The following is a 14,213-nucleotide window of genomic DNA, read 5'->3' as shown; positions in this document are numbered from 1 at the left end:
GTTCTACCCTTGGGGCGTGGCACAGCTCAGGATCGCGCTCGCGCAGGTGAACCCGACCGTCGGCGACCTCGACGGCAACGCCGACCTGATCGTGGAATGGAGCAGGCGCGCCGCCGACGCGGGCGCGCACCTGGTCGCCTTCCCCGAGATGATGCTGTCCGGCTACCCGGTGGAGGACCTGGCGCTGCGCTCGTCCTTCGTCGAGGCGTGCCGGGTGGCCCTGGAGCGGCTCGCCCGCCGGCTCGCCGACGAGGGCCTCGGTGACCTGCCCGTCGTCACCGGCTACCTGGACCGCCGGGCGGTCGGGCTCGTCCGGTCCGGGCAGCCCGCCGGGGCACCGCTGAACGCCGCCGCGTGGCTGCACGGCGGCGAGGTGCTCGTCCGCACCGCCAAGCACCACCTGCCGAACTACGGGGTGTTCGACGAGTACCGGATCTTCGTGCGCGGCGACCGGCTGCCCGTCGTCCGCGTCCACGGCGTCGACGTCGCCACCGTCATCTGCGAGGACCTCTGGCAGGACGGCGGCCCCGTCAGCGTGACGGGCGAGTCCCGCGCGGGTCTGCTCCTGTCCGTCAACGCCTCCCCCTACGAGCGCAACAAGGACGACGTCCGCCTCGACCTGTGCGCCGAACGCGCCCGCGAGGCCGGCTGCGCCCTCGCCTACGTCAACATGGTCGGCGGCCAGGACGAACTCGTCTTCGACGGCGACTCCGTCATCGTCGGCCCCGACGGCACCCCGCTCGCCCGCGCGCCCCAGTTCGTCGAGCACCTCCTCGTCGCCGACCTCGCGCTGCCCGCCGCCGATCCGTCCGCCCGGCCGGGCCGCACCCCGGTGGACGCCCTCGACGGCACGACGATCACCATCGACCGGCACGTCCTGACCCCGGCCCCGCTGCCCGCCTACCCGGTGCGGCCGCAGACCACCGCCGAGCCCATGGACGACCTCGCCGAGATCTACGCGGCCCTGGTCCTCGGCACCCGCGACTACGTCCGCAAGAACGGGTTCCGCTCGGTCGTCCTCGGCCTGTCCGGCGGCATCGACTCCGCCCTCGTCACCACCATCGCCTCCGACGCGATCGGCCCGGAGAACGTCCACGCCGTCCTGCTCCCGAGCCGGTACTCCTCGGAGGGCTCCATCGTGGACGCCGAGGACCTCGTCAAACGGCAGGGCGTCAACTCCCGGATCGTGCCCATCTCCGGCATGGTCGAGGCGTTCGAGGAGCATCTCGACCTGCACGGCCTCGCCGCCGAGAACCTGCAGGCCCGCATCCGCGCCAACATCTGGATGGCCCTGTCCAACGAGCACGGCCACCTCGTCCTGACCGGCGGCAACAAGAGCGAGCTCGCCACCGGCTACTCCACCCTCTACGGCGACTCCGCCGGCGGCTTCGCCCCCATCAAGGACGTCTTCAAGCTCACCGTCTGGGACCTCGCCCGGTGGCGCAACACCCAGGCCGGCGCCGACCTGCCGTTCCTGCACCCGTTCGGGCACGAGCCCATCCCCGAGGCGATCATCGTCAAGGAGCCGTCCGCCGAGCTGCGCCCCGGCCAGCGCGACCGCGACAGCCTCCCCGAGTACACCGTCCTCGACCCGATGCTGGCCGACTACGTCGAACGCGACATGGGCCGCGAGGCCCTCGTCGCCGCCGGCCACGACCCGGCCCTCGTCGACCGCGTCATCCGCCTGGTCGACATGGCCGAGTACAAGCGCCGCCAGTACCCGCCCGGCCCCAAGATCACCCCGAAGAACTTCGGCCGCGACCGCCGCCTCCCCATCACCAACGCCTGGCGAGAGAGGTAGCCCCCAGAACCTCAGCCCCTCGGCCGTAGCAGGGGTTCCGGGGGGTTGCCCCCTGGGCTAACCGCGGTGATGGCTTTCGCCCGGCCAGGTCTCCTCGGGCCAGGCGGGGACCTGTTCGGAGGCGTCGGGGTCGATGCCCGGGACGATCTGCTCGCACCAGACGACCTTGCCGGCCGCGGTGCGGCGGGTGCCCCAGCGGTGGGCGAGCTGGCTGACCACGAGGAGGCCGCGGCCGTTCTCGTCGTCGTCCTCGGCGCGGCGGAGGCGCGGCAGGGCGGCAGAGCGGTCCAGCACCTCGCAGACGAGGGTGCGCTCCAGCAGGAGGCGCAGCTGGATCGGGCCGGGCGCGTAGCGGAGCGCGTTCGTGATGAGCTCCGACGCCAGCAGTTCGGTGGTGTAGTCGAGTTCCTCCAGGCCCCACTCCTGCAGCCGGGAGCGGACGAGGCCGCGGGCGCGGCGGACGGCGGCCGGGTCGGCGGGCAGCGTCCAGGAGGCGTAGCGGTCCTCGGGGAGGCGGCGCAGCCGGGCGATGAGGACGGCGATGTCGTCGCGGTGCTGGTCGGCGTAGACGCCGGCGAGGGTCGCCTTGGCGAGGTCCTCCATGGGACGGTCGACCGAGTCCGGGCCGAAGATCTTCTGCAGGCGGGCGAGCCCGTCGTCGATGTCGCGGCCGCGGTTCTCCACGAGGCCGTCGGTGTAGATGACGAAGAGGCTGCCGTCCTCGACGGTGAACTCGCGGCTCTCGATGGCGGCGCCGCCCGCGACGCCGAGCGGCGGGGCGGGCGGGACCTGCAGGTACTCGTTGTCGCCGGTCGGGCCCGCCAGCAGCGGCGGCAGGTGACCGGCGGAGGCGATCTCGATCGTGCCGGTGGTCGCGTCGTACACCGCGTACACGCAGGTGGCGAAGTGGGGTTCCTGCTCACCGAGCTCGATCATCAGCTCGTGCATGACGTGCAGGGCGTCGGCGGGCGGCAGTTCCAGGTTCGCGAGCGTGTGCAGCGCGGTGCGCAGCCGCCCCATCGTGACGGCGGCGCGGACGCCGTGCCCGGCGACGTCGCCGACGATCAGGGCGACGCGGGCGCCGGGCAGCGCGATCGACTCGTACCAGTCGCCGCCGACCTCGACGAGCTTGCTGCCGGGCAGGTAGCGGTGCCGGACCTCGACCGAGGACGGCGCGGACAGCCGCATCGGCAGCAGGCTGCGCTGCAGCGCCAGCGCGGTCGCGCGTTCCCGGCTGAACAGCCGGGCGTTGTCGATGACGATCGCGGCGCGGCTGGCGAACTCCATGCCGATCTCGACGTCGTAGGCGTCGAACTTGCGGAACCCGGGGACGCGGGTGCAGGCGATGAAGCCGAGCAGCGTGTCCCGGGCGATCATCGGCAGCAGCACCATCGACACGCCGGACAGCAGTTCCCCGGCCGGGCCGCGGCGCCACAGCCGGCCGATCTCGGTCGCCTCGTCCAGGGGGATGTGCCGCAGGTGGACGGGCCGGGCCGTCTCCATGACCTGCCGGTACGGGGTGCCCTCCGGGAACACGAGCACCTCGCCGACGGGGAACGTGGACGTCCACGCCGGGTTGCCGTCGTCGGAGGTGACCGCGATGCGGCGCAGCACCGCCGAGCCGGTCTCGGTGTGCACCTCGTCGGCGGCGACGAGGCTCTCCAGGACCAGCACCGACGCGGCGTTGCAGTAGTGCGGGACGACGACCTCGACGAGGCCGCGGGCGGACTGGTCGAGGTCGAGGGACGCGCCGAACCGGGTGAGCTGGTCGTCCATCAGCGCGCGGCGCATGAGCGCCGGGTCCTGGTAGCGCTCGCTGGGCGGCAGCTCCACCCGGATGAACAGCAGCGCGGCGGGCGCGGCGTCCGGGCCGGTGCCGATCATCGGCTGCACGGTGACGAGGGCGGAGGCGCCCTGGTCGCCGCGCAGCACGGACATCACGCCGCTGCGCTCCTGGTCGTTCGCCTCCAGGAGCGCCTCAAGCTCGGCCTTCGCCTCGTCCCCCACCAGGTCGGTGGCGGGACGGCCGATCAGGTCCTCGGGGGCCCGGCCGAGGACGGCCCGGGCGTTCGGCCCGCACTGCACGATCCGCCTGGCACCGTCTATGCCCAGGACAAGGGTCCGGGACGCGGAATCGGTGGCGGGCGCATCGCCTTGCGGCGCCATGACGGATCTCACCTGACGCGCTCCAGACAGCCGGTCATTTAGCACTACCCAGCGCCAGTATGGGGCATGACACAGCCGAACGGGGAGAAGATCACGCCTACCGTGCCGAAATTGCGTCACTTCCGTCGTCCGCGCGTCATTCCGGGGCGGTTCCGGTGCCTCGGAGTCATCGCCTGCGGGGCGCGGCACGGGAAATCGGGGAATCGCGAGGGGTACCCGAATCGTTTTCGAAGTGGCACGATCGGTTCCGTCTGGGTACGCCACCGTGGCGCCTCAAGACCGGAGGTTCTCGCATGTCTTCTTCTGCTGCATCCCCAGCGCAGCCGACCGCGCTCTACGGCGGTACGAGCGGACGCCGGGTCACCGTACGCGACATCGCCGCCGCCAAGGAGCGGCACGAGAAGTGGCCGATGCTCACCGCGTACGACGCGCTCACCGCGCGGATCTTCGACGAGGCCGGCATCCCCGTGCTGCTCGTCGGCGACTCCGCCGCGATGGTCGTCTACGGCTACGACTCCACCATCCCCGTCACCGTGGACGACCTGATCCCGCTCACCGCGGCCGTCGTCCGCGGCTCCAAGCGCGCCATGGTCGTCGCCGACCTGCCGTTCGGCTCGTACCAGACGGGCGTCAAGGAGGCGCTGACGGCCGCCACCCGGTTCCTCAAGGAGACCGGCGCGCACGCGATCAAGCTGGAGGGCGGCCGCCGGATCATCCCGCAGGCCGAGGCGATGGTCGCCGCCGGCATCCCCGTCATGGGCCACCTCGGCCTCACCCCGCAGTCGGTGAACGTCTTCGGCGGCTACCGGGTGCAGGGCCGCGGCCAGGACGGCGAGGAGCTGATGGCGGACGCGAAGGCCCTCGAAGCCGCCGGCGCGTTCTCCGTCGTCCTCGAATGCGTGCCGGAGGACCTCGCCGCCCGCGTCACCTCGTCGCTGTCGATCCCGACGATCGGCATCGGCGCCGGCCACCAGACCGACGCGCAGGTCCTGGTCTGGCAGGACATGGCGGGCCTCACCCCGCACACCGCGAAGTTCGTCAAGAAGTTCACCGACATGAACACCCTGCTCGGCGAGGCCGCACGCACCTACGCCGAAGAGGTCGTCAGCGGCGCCTACCCCGCGCCGGAGCACTCCTACCGCTGAGCCGCAGCGCGGCCCGGCCGTCGCACCGGCCGGGCCGCGGGCCCGGTCACCGGTCGGGCCCGCCCCGGACCGGCTCGGGGCGGGCCTCGCGGACCCGGCCGCCGCGGGGCGGCGGGACGCGATGCCCGTCGGGGTCGTCGGCCATGATCTCGGCGCGCAGCGTCTCCACCGCGGAGCGCAGCACGTCGGGCCCGGCGACGTTCATCAGCAGCAGCCCGAGGTTGAGCGCCATCTGCCCGTCGGTCATCTCGCTGCCGGCCAGGGCGTCCACGGCGGTGCGCAGATCGGCCTGGTCCTCGGCGGACACGTTCTGCAGCAGCCCGAGGCAGTACGTCGGCAGCGCGAGCCGCGACTTCGCGAACGACACGCCGCGCATGATCTCGCCCGCCTCCTGTGCGCGGGTCTTGGCCTGCATGCGGTCCACGCCGCGGTCGGCGGCGGCGAGCAGCGAGGTCAGCAGCGTGCTCGGCCCGACCGCCACGTCCTCGTCCCCGACCCGGACGGTGAACACCGCGCTGCGGAACACCATCATCGAGCCGAGGCTCGCGACGAGCACCTGCGTCGCCCCCGCGACCTCGGGGGACCGGACGCCGAACTTCCAGCCGAACGTGTGCAGAAGCAGCAGCGAACCGGCGCCCGCTCCCCCGTTGATCAGCACGTACGCCCAGGTGCTCGGCACCCGGACCAGCGTGGTGGGCCGGTCCCGGTACCGGCTGACGAGCTCGGCGATGCCGACGAGGCAGCTCAGCGAGACGGCGACGGCGTATCCGAGCACCCGCTCACCCCTCGGTCAGCCGGACGACCTCGTCGATCTCGCGTTCCACGGCGACCAGGCCGCGCTCGCGCAGCGTCTCGACGGCGTCGGCGACCTCCAGGAGACCGAGCCGGGTCGCGTGGTGAAGCTGCTCCAGCGACAGCGGGCCGTTCGCCGCGCGCAGCCGGGCCAGGACGCGGCGGCACGCGTCCTGCGAGGCGGGCTCGGCCTCGGCCGCGCCGCCGGGCTCCGCGCCGGGCGGCCTGCGCGGCGCGGCGCCGCGTCCCGGAGGCGCCAGGAACGCGCTCCACGGATCCGCCGACCGGTTCTCTCGCATGTCCACCTGCCTGTCGCCACCCTGATGCTATGTCACTGTTACGACGCGCCGGAGCCGCCGTCCGCTCCCGCGCTTTCGGGGCGGGCGCGCTGCCGCGGCGACGACCGCGCCACGATCAGCCGGTCGCCGGCGGCGAGGGTCGCGCAGCCGGGATGGTCGAACGGCAGCGTCCGGTCGCCCCGGACGACCGCGAGCGCCGGTTCGCGCACCGCCGTGAGCGGCCCGCCGACCTCGTCCGGGCGGACCTCGCGCTCCACCAGGTCGAGGCCGCTGCCCTGGTCGAGGAGGTCCTCGATGACCTCGCTGACGCTCGGCTGGGTGGTGGACACCCCGAGCAGCCGCCCGGCCGCCTCCGACGAGGTCACCACGTGGTCGGCGCCGGACTGCCGCAGCAGCGGGGCGTTCTCCGACTCGCGCACCGACGCCTGGATGCCGGCGTGCGGGTTGAGCTGCCGCGCGGTCAGGGTGATCAGCACCGCGGTGTCGTCGCGGGCGCTCGCCACCACGATCTCCCGGGCGCGCTGCACCGCCGCCTGCCTGAGCACCGAGCTGCGCGTCGCGTCCCCGACGATGCTCACGAACCCGGCCTCCGCCGCCTCGGCCACCACGCGCGGGTCCGGGTCCACGACGACGATCGACCCGCGGTCGACGCCGGTGCTCAGCAGGGTCTTGATGGCGCTGCGGCCTTTCGTGCCATAGCCGGCCACCACGATGTGGTCCCGCACGCGTGCCCTCCAGCGTGACTTGCGCCAGTCCTCGCGGGTGCGTTCCGCCAGGACCTCCAGGGTCGTGCCCACGAGAACGATGAGGAACAGCACCCGCACGGGCGTGATGAAGACGATGTTGATGAACCGGGCCGCGTCCCCCACCGGGGTGATGTCACCGTAGCCGGTGGTGGAGACGGTCACCGTCGCGTAGTAGAAGGCGTCGAGCAGCGACAGCTCCCCGTCGCCGGAGTCTTTGTATCCGCTGCGGTCGGCGTAGACGACGGCCACCACGGAGAGCAGGAGCACCAGCGCGATCCCGACCCGCTTGGCGACCGCGCGCAGCGGCGCCGTCCTGGAGGAGGGCAGCAGGACGAGCGGGCGCCCCGCCGCCTCCGGATCGTTCAAGCTCGGCACCGCACCGAGCTTAACGAGCGGTTGGCCGGTCCAGGACCGGCCGCCGGTCACACGTCGGTGACGCGCAGCCCGGCGTGGGCCTTGTAGCGGCGGTTGATGGAGATCAGGTTGGCGGTGAACGCCTCGACCTGGTGGGCGTTGTGCAGCCGGCCGCCGTAGACGCCGCGCATCCCGGGGATGCGGCCGGCGAGGGCCTGGACGAGGTCGGTGGCCTCGCGGTCGTCACCGAGGACGAGGACGTCCAGCTCCATCTCGGCCACGCTGGGGTCGAGCAGCAACTTGGCGGAGACGTGATGGAATGCGGCGACGACGCGGCTGCCGGTCAGGACGGCGGCGGCCTGCTCGGCGGCACTGCCCTCCTCGACCGGCAGCGCGAACGCGCCCTTGCCCTTCTCGAAACCGAGCGGGTTCACGCAGTCGATGACGATCTTGCCGGCCAGTTCGGCGCGCAGCGACTCCAGCGTGGCCTTGTGGCCCTCCCACGGCACCGCGACGATCACCACATCGGACTCCCCCGCCGCGACCGGGTTCTCCGCGCCGGAGACCGGCAGGTCCGCGCCCTGTTCAGCGGCGAGCCCGGCGGCGGCCTCCTGCGCGCGCTCGGCCTTGCGCGACCCGATCGTCACCCGGTGCCCGGCGAGCGCGAACCGGCGCGCGAGGCCCTTGCCCTGGTCGCCGGTGCCGCCGAGGATGCCGATCGACAGGCCGCTCGCGTCGGGAAGGTCGTAGGGGGTCTTCTGCTGCTCAGTCATGCGATCGAGTCTGCCAGGCGGCTCCCCGCACGCTCCGCCCCGGGCGCCCTCATCGGCGAAAACCGCCTGATCAAGGCGTCCGGTGCGGCAGCATGGTGCCCGTGGACGCCGAGCAGATCACCATGTTGCGCGAGGTCCTGTCGACGACGGGCTGGCTGGAGCGGACCCAGGAGTTCGGCCGTGCGCTGCGGGTCACCTCCCGCACCCCGGGCGGGCTGCTGCTCGTCGGCACGCCCGGCGACGACCCGTGGCATCTGGCGGCGCACCTGGACGACGAGAGCCGGCTCGGCGGCGTCCCCGGCCTGGCCCCCACACTGGTCCGCTGGACGCCGCCCGCCGACGCGCCCGCGCACCTGCGGATCGGGTTGGAGCGGCTGGAGGCGGCCCGGCGCGGCGAGACGCTGTTCGTCGTCGCCGAGGAGGACGCGCCCGTCCCGCTGCTGGAGCGGGTCGACGACGCGCGCCGCACCGGCGCGACCGTCCTCGCGCTGGAAGGCGGCGACCGGGAGCTGCGGGGCCTCGCCCATGAGGCGCTGACCGTCCCCAAGGACGAGGCCCTCATGTCGTTCGACGGCGCCCAGCATCTGGTCAGCGCCGCGGCCGGGCAGGAGCCGGCGCGGAGCCCGCGCGGGCTCCGCCACCGCCTCGCCAGGTTCCTCGACGCCGTCTCCGGCCCGGTCGTCGACTGAGGGGCATCCTCGCTTCGCTGCGGTGCCCCTCAGTCGTCGGCGGGGGCCTGGGGGGCGCCCCCGGATGAAGTCAGTTCTCGTTCTGCTTGCGCCACGCCTCGTTGCGCTCGCGGGCGAGCACGAGGGCGTTCGCCGCGTCGCTCTCGGACGCGTACGGCCCCATCCGGTCCTTGCCGGGGCAGCCGGGCCCATGCTCGACCTTCATGTGCTTCAGGCAGAACCACCAGTCACCATCGTCACCGGCCATCGGCGCTCCTCTCGCTCGCTTCCGCAGGGATTCGTTGCCGCGATCCCGCTGACTACACTCCATCACTATGACGACCCAGCTGCTCCGGCCCGGAAACGTTTCCCCCATGCGCAAGGTCCCGTCCTCCATCCCGCGACCGGAGTACGTGGGCAAGAAGCGGCCGAAGACCGGGGAGCCGGACGTCAAGACACCCGAGATCATCGAGAAGATGCGGGTGGCGGGCAGGATCGCCGCGCAGGCACTGCGGGAGGTCGGCGAGAACATCCGGCCCGGCATCACGACCGACGAGCTCGACCGGATCGGGCACGAGTTCCTGCTCGACCACGGCGCCTACCCGTCCACGCTGGGCTACCGCGGGTTCCCCAAGTCGCTGTGCACCTCGATCAACGAGGTGATCTGCCACGGCATCCCGGACGACACGGTCCTGCGCGACGGCGACATCGTCAACATCGACATCACCGCGTTCATCGACGGCGTCCACGGCGACACCGACGCGACGTTCCTGTGCGGGGACGTGGACGAGGAGTCGCGGCTGCTGGTCGAGCGCACCCACGAGGCGGCCATGCGCGGCATCCGCGCGGTCAAGCCGGGACGGGCGCTGAACGTCATCGGGCGGGTCATCGAGTCCTACGCCAAGCGGTTCGGGTACGGGGTCGTCCGCGACTTCACCGGCCACGGGATCGGCACGACGTTCCACTCCGGCCTGGTCGTCCCCCACTACGACGACCCGAGCGCCACGACGGTCATCGAGCCGGGGATGACGTTCACGGTCGAGCCGATGCTGACGCTCGGCACCTACGACTACGACATCTGGCCGGACGGCTGGACGGTCGTCACCAAGGACCGCAAGCGCACGGCGCAGTTCGAGCACACGCTCCTGGTGACCGACGACGGCCATGAAATCCTCACCCTGCCGTGACGGTCCTCTTGATCTAGAGTCCGGTTTACGTCACACACCCGGCCGGGAGAACCTCTCCAGATGAACGCCCCAGCGCCCTATGAGCCGAGGGTCCCGTCCGACAGCATGCCGCCGGGGCGGGCGGCCCTGAGCGTGACGTGGGCGGCGCTGCCGTTCCTGACCCTCGGCTACGCCACGCCGTTCACGTTCGCGGCGGCGGCGCTGTGGCGGCGCAGCCTGCACCTGACGGTGTCCACGGCCGCGTATCTCGGGGTGTTCGCGCTGGCGATGTTCCTGCTCCCCGGCATCAACGAGGACGAGGGCACCGAGCGCGTGTTCGGCATGCTGCTGTTCGTCCTCGCGGTGGTGGGATGCGGGCACGCGTTCCTGATCCGGCGCCGCGTGTTCGACCCGCACGGGCTGTCGGCGGTCGACAACGAGGCCGTGGTGGAGCGGGTCAAGCGGCGCCGGCTGCTGCGGGAGAAGGCGCGGGAGCTGGCGGCGGCCGACCCGGGCCTTGCCAAGGAGCTGCGGATCGGACGTCCCGACCTGCCGCGCCAGTACAACGACGGGGGGCTGATCGACGTCAACCACGCCCCGGCGGAGGCGCTGACGCTGCTGCCCGGCATCACCCCGGAACTGGCGGAGAAGATCGAGCGGGTGCGGGCGGAGACGGGCGGGTTCATGTCCGCCGAGGAGCTGTCCGCGATCGCGGGGCTGCCGCCGTCCCTGACGAGCGACGTCGCCGACTACGCCGTCTTCATCCGCTGATCCGGTCCCGGCCGGGTGACCCGGAACCGAGACCCCCATCCCCGCATCAAAGGGACGTGGCGCCACCTTCGGCGCGTCGCCGCTGAAAACGATCAGTAGCGGGTTAGAGTCCCGCCCTGAATACGGGCGGCGGACGCTCTGGAAGGCGGGGGAACGGCACATGATGGGCAAGACGCATGCCCTGAGCGGCGCGCTGGCGTGGCTGGCCGCCGTCCCGGTGCTCGGCTACGAGCGGCTGCTCGGCGAGTACGCGGTGACGCTGTCGCCGGAGCAGATCGCGGCGGGCGCCGTGGTGTGCGCGGGCGCGGCGATCCTGCCGGACATCGACCACCACAACGGGCGCATCGCCAACACGTTCGGCCCCATCACCCACCACATGTGCAAGTGGATCGGGAAGCTCTCGGGCGGTCACCGGCACGCCACCCACTCGATCCTGTTCGCGGTCGGCATGGGCTGGGCGATGGACACGCTCGCCACCCACTACGTCTACGCCTGGTGGGCCTGCCTCTTCATGATCGTCGGGCTCGGGCTGCGCGGCGTCGGGCTGGACTTCGAGGGACGCGAGCCCCAGTCCGCGCTCGCCGACTGTGCGCTCGCCCTCATCGCCGTCTGGCTCATGCACAAGATCGATATGAGCTTCGCGGGGTTCGCGGTGACCCTCGGCTGCCTGGCGCACGTCGCCGGCGACTGCCTGACCCCGAGGGGCTGCCCGGTGTTCTGGCCGCTGCCGTGGCGGATCGACATCCCGGTCGTCCCGCGGACGGACGGCAAGGTGGAGCGCTGGGTGGTGATGCCCGTCCTCACCCTCGGCATCGCCGTCCTCGCCATCCGGTCGGTCCTCGGCGACATCACCGCCCAATGGCTGACGAGGAACTGATCAGGACAGCAGGTCGGAGAACTGGTCGCAGGTCAACGGGCCGAGCCTGGCCATCGGGCCGTGCACCTTGGCCAGCTTGACCGCCTCCACGCCGGGGATGGCGGCCGCGGTGCAGGTGATCTGGGCCACCGCAAGACGCGACCAGACCTGCCGCCGGCCGCTCGGCGGACCGGCCGGGTGGACGATCAGCACGGTCGGCTTGGCGGCGGCCTCTTCGACACGGGCCGGAGGGTGAACCTCGGTGCGCAGGCCGGAGCTGCGCTCGAACGATGTGGGCGTCACCGACAACTGGTCGATGGCCAGGTAGGGGCGGCCGGGGAGCCCCGGCCGCGTGACCGCCTCCAGTCTGCCGCCCTGCACCAGGTAGACGGTCATGGCGGCGGCGTTCCCGTGCGCGTCCGGCGGGTCGCCCGCGCTGATGATCCCGGTCGGCCGGACGCCGCAGCCGGCGGTCGCGAGGACCGCCGTGGCCACGGCGGCGGCCCGGCGGAGACGCGACCGTCTCATGCCGGCCCACCACCGTTCCCAGCGGGCAGCCAGAGCGTGAACTCCGCCCCGCCGTCCGGGCGGTTGGCCGCCTCCAGGGTTCCTCCGTGCAGCATGGCGTTCTCCTTCGCGATCGACAGGCCGAGCCCGCTGCCGTCGCTGCGGGAACGGGCCGCCTCCGCCTTGACGAACCGGTCGAAGACCACGGCGATCAGCTCGCCGGGCAGCCCGGGGCCGCGGTCGGCGACGACGACCTCCACGCCGGAGGTCCCGTCGCGGTCGGCCGGCGCAAAGCGCAACGTGACCGGCGGGCCGCCGTGCTTGAGCGCATTGCCGGCCAGGTTGGCGATGACGACGTCGAAGCGCCGCGGGTCCAGGCGGGCGAACAGGTCCGGGGGGCCCTCGACGGTCACCCGGCACCGCCAGCCGCGCGCGTCCAGCGTGCCCGCGATCGCGTCGGCCAGGTTCACCTCGTCCAGAACGAGCGAGGCGGCGCCGGCGTCGAACCGGCTGATCTCGATGAGGTGCTCCACGAGCCGGCCGAGCCGCCGGGTCTCGTCCGCGACGAGCCGGGCGGCATCGCCGTCGTCGCCGCCCGCCTCGTCCGCGAGCACGTCGGTCATCGCGATCATCGAGGTGAGCGGGGTGCGCAGCTCGTGGGACACGTCGGCGACGAACCGGCGGGACGCGGCCTCCATCGCGCGCAGCTCGAGCACCGTCCGCTCCAGCGCCTCGGCGGTGCGGTTGAAGGTGCGGGCGAGGTCGGCCAGTTCGTCCCGGCCCCGCACGTCCACGCGCGTCGCCAGCTCGCCCGCGCCGAGCGCGCGGGCGGCGGCGCCGAGGCGGCGCACCGGGCGCAGCACACCCCGGGTGGCCAGCAGCGCGAGTAGGAGCGCCGCAAGCAGCGCGACCGCGTCGGCGATCGACAGGACCCGGGTGAACAGCCGGAGGTCGGACGCCTCCCGGTCCAGGCTCGCCGTGAGGAAGACCATCGGCGGGGTGGTCCGCTGCGGCTCGTCCATCGTCGTCTCGTAGCCGGTGACGCGCGCCCCGACCAGCAGATAGGGGCGGCTCCGGTTCATCCTCTCCTTGCGGACGACGCGCTGGAAGACCATTCCGCGCATCGCGCGCCGCGCGAACTCCTTGCTGACGGGAACGTCGAGATGGCCGGGCTCCGGCAGCCTCACCGAACCGTCCAGTGGTACGGGCACCCACACCGCCTGGTGTCCCTCGGCGGTGAGGGCTTCTAGCAGCTCCTCACCTACGTCCTCCTGCGTGTCCGGCGGAAGCTGGTCCGGGATGTGCTGGGCGAGGGCGGTGCGCACCTCGCTCAGCACCGCATCCTGGGCGCGCTGCAGCATCACCCGCCGCACGAGCACATAGGACAGGCCGGACGCCAGCACGGACGCCAGCAGCGCGACCGCGGTGAACGCCGCGGCGAGCCGGACCCGCAGCCCGGTGAGGGGGCGCAGCCTCAGCACGGCGCGGTGAAGCGGTAGCCGAAGCCGCGGACGGTCTCGATCAGCCGGGGCTCGGCGGGCTCGTCCTCGATCTTGGCCCGGACGCGCTGCACACAGGCGTCCACCAGCCGCGAGTCGCCGGGGTAGGTGTGCTCCCAGACCTCCGCGAGCAGGTACTGGCGGGTGAGGGTCTGGCCCGGCCGCCGGGTCAGCTCCAGCAGCAGCCGCAGCTCGGTCGGGGTGAGGCGCAGATCGGCGCCGCCCTTGGCGACCTTCAGCGAGGCCCGGTCGATGACGAGGTCGCCGTAGACGGAACGGTCGAGGCGGGTGTGCTCGGCGCGGCGCAGGACGGCGCGGATACGGGCGTCCAGGACGCGGGGCTCGACGGGCTTCACCACGTAGTCGTCGGCGCCCGCCTCCAGGCCGAGGACGATGTCGAGGTCGTCGCCGCGCGCGGTCAGCAGGATCACCGGCAGCGAGTCGTCCCGGCGGATGCGGCGGCACACCTCGATGCCGTCGATGCCGGGCAGCATCACGTCCAGGATCGCGATCTCGGGGCGCCGGGCCCGCAGTGCCTCCAGGCCGTCCTCGCCGGTGGCGCGGGAGGTCACCCCGTGCCCCTGCCGGGTCAGCGCCAGTTCCAGGGCGGTCCGCGCGGACGGATCGTCCTCGACAAACAGAATGCTCGCCACCGGGCCATTATTGGACA

Annotated in this window: 15 protein-coding genes; 6 read left to right on the top strand and 9 right to left on the bottom strand. The window is 72.7% G+C overall.

Annotated features, from left to right (window positions below; genetic code table 11):
* The first annotated feature begins 16 nt into the window (after positions 1–16).
* Entirely contained in the window at positions 17–1,801 is a 1,785-nt protein-coding gene (locus ACQP1N_RS12260) for an NAD+ synthase (protein ID WP_433231229.1), read from the top strand.
* A 57-nt stretch (positions 1,802–1,858) separates the two neighbouring features.
* Here ACQP1N_RS12260 and ACQP1N_RS12255 read toward each other — a convergent pair whose 3' ends face one another.
* Positions 1,859–3,979: a SpoIIE family protein phosphatase gene (locus tag ACQP1N_RS12255; RefSeq protein ID WP_255218850.1), complete on the bottom strand. Its 2,121-nt coding sequence runs from the start codon at positions 3,977–3,979 to the stop codon at positions 1,859–1,861.
* Positions 3,980–4,260: 281 nt separating this feature from the next.
* On the opposite strand from ACQP1N_RS12255, the gene panB reads away from it, so the two are divergent.
* Entirely contained in the window at positions 4,261–5,112 is an 852-nt protein-coding gene (gene panB, locus ACQP1N_RS12250) for a 3-methyl-2-oxobutanoate hydroxymethyltransferase (RefSeq protein WP_067806946.1), read from the top strand.
* Between the two features lie 46 nt (positions 5,113–5,158).
* Here panB and ACQP1N_RS12245 read toward each other — a convergent pair whose 3' ends face one another.
* From ACQP1N_RS12245 to npdG, 4 genes are read right to left on the bottom strand one after another with little or no spacing between them, the layout of a single operon-like run.
* A complete protein-coding gene (locus ACQP1N_RS12245; RefSeq protein WP_242608872.1) occupies positions 5,159–5,887 on the bottom strand; it encodes a hypothetical protein in 729 nt (242 codons plus the stop codon).
* Positions 5,888–5,891: 4 nt separating this feature from the next.
* Positions 5,892–6,209: a hypothetical protein gene (locus ACQP1N_RS12240; RefSeq protein WP_131732718.1), complete on the bottom strand. Its 318-nt coding sequence runs from the start codon at positions 6,207–6,209 to the stop codon at positions 5,892–5,894.
* Between the two features lie 32 nt (positions 6,210–6,241).
* Positions 6,242–7,324 (bottom strand): potassium channel family protein, encoded by a 1,083-nt coding sequence (locus ACQP1N_RS12235; protein ID WP_165488396.1) that lies wholly within the window; start codon positions 7,322–7,324, stop codon positions 6,242–6,244.
* Positions 7,325–7,371: 47 nt separating this feature from the next.
* Positions 7,372–8,076, bottom strand: a complete 705-nt coding sequence (gene npdG / locus ACQP1N_RS12230) for an NADPH-dependent F420 reductase (RefSeq protein ID WP_067802046.1) — start codon at positions 8,074–8,076, stop codon at positions 7,372–7,374.
* A 92-nt stretch (positions 8,077–8,168) separates the two neighbouring features.
* On the opposite strand from npdG, the gene ACQP1N_RS12225 reads away from it, so the two are divergent.
* A complete protein-coding gene (locus ACQP1N_RS12225; RefSeq protein WP_067802051.1) occupies positions 8,169–8,765 on the top strand; it encodes a hypothetical protein in 597 nt (198 codons plus the stop codon).
* A 70-nt stretch (positions 8,766–8,835) separates the two neighbouring features.
* Here ACQP1N_RS12225 and ACQP1N_RS12220 read toward each other — a convergent pair whose 3' ends face one another.
* Positions 8,836–9,012, bottom strand: coding sequence for a hypothetical protein (locus ACQP1N_RS12220; protein ID WP_165488397.1), 177 nt, complete (start codon positions 9,010–9,012; stop codon positions 8,836–8,838).
* Positions 9,013–9,079: 67 nt separating this feature from the next.
* On the opposite strand from ACQP1N_RS12220, the gene map reads away from it, so the two are divergent.
* From map to ACQP1N_RS12205, 3 genes are all read left to right on the top strand, one after another.
* Positions 9,080–9,931: a type I methionyl aminopeptidase gene (map, locus tag ACQP1N_RS12215; RefSeq protein ID WP_067802054.1), complete on the top strand. Its 852-nt coding sequence runs from the start codon at positions 9,080–9,082 to the stop codon at positions 9,929–9,931.
* Between the two features lie 60 nt (positions 9,932–9,991).
* Entirely contained in the window at positions 9,992–10,681 is a 690-nt protein-coding gene (locus ACQP1N_RS12210) for a ComEA family DNA-binding protein (RefSeq protein WP_067802056.1), read from the top strand.
* Positions 10,682–10,841: 160 nt separating this feature from the next.
* Positions 10,842–11,558 carry a metal-dependent hydrolase gene (locus ACQP1N_RS12205; RefSeq protein WP_174548880.1) on the top strand — a complete coding sequence of 239 codons (717 nt, stop codon included), beginning with the start codon at positions 10,842–10,844 and terminating at the stop codon, positions 11,556–11,558.
* On the opposite strand, the gene ACQP1N_RS12200 is transcribed toward ACQP1N_RS12205, so the two are convergent.
* The 3 genes from ACQP1N_RS12200 to ACQP1N_RS12190 are packed head-to-tail and all read right to left on the bottom strand — an operon-like array spanning position 11,559 to position 14,196.
* A complete protein-coding gene (locus ACQP1N_RS12200) occupies positions 11,559–12,065 on the bottom strand; it encodes a hypothetical protein (protein ID WP_131732719.1) in 507 nt (168 codons plus the stop codon). It abuts the gene before it with no gap.
* Positions 12,062–13,525, bottom strand: a complete 1,464-nt coding sequence (locus ACQP1N_RS12195) for an ATP-binding protein (protein WP_433231221.1) — start codon at positions 13,523–13,525, stop codon at positions 12,062–12,064. Before ACQP1N_RS12195 ends, ACQP1N_RS12200 begins: the two co-directional genes overlap by 4 nt.
* Positions 13,519–14,196: a response regulator transcription factor gene (locus ACQP1N_RS12190; protein ID WP_067802067.1), complete on the bottom strand. Its 678-nt coding sequence runs from the start codon at positions 14,194–14,196 to the stop codon at positions 13,519–13,521. Before ACQP1N_RS12190 ends, ACQP1N_RS12195 begins: the two co-directional genes overlap by 7 nt.
* Positions 14,197–14,213: the final 17 nt, after the last annotated feature.

This window comes from Actinomadura formosensis, assembly GCF_050948385.1.
In the GTDB taxonomy this organism is placed as follows: domain Bacteria; phylum Actinomycetota; class Actinomycetes; order Streptosporangiales; family Streptosporangiaceae; genus Spirillospora; species Spirillospora formosensis.
Note: the sequence above shows the minus strand (reverse complement) of the source record. Positions and strands in the feature narration are given on the sequence as shown.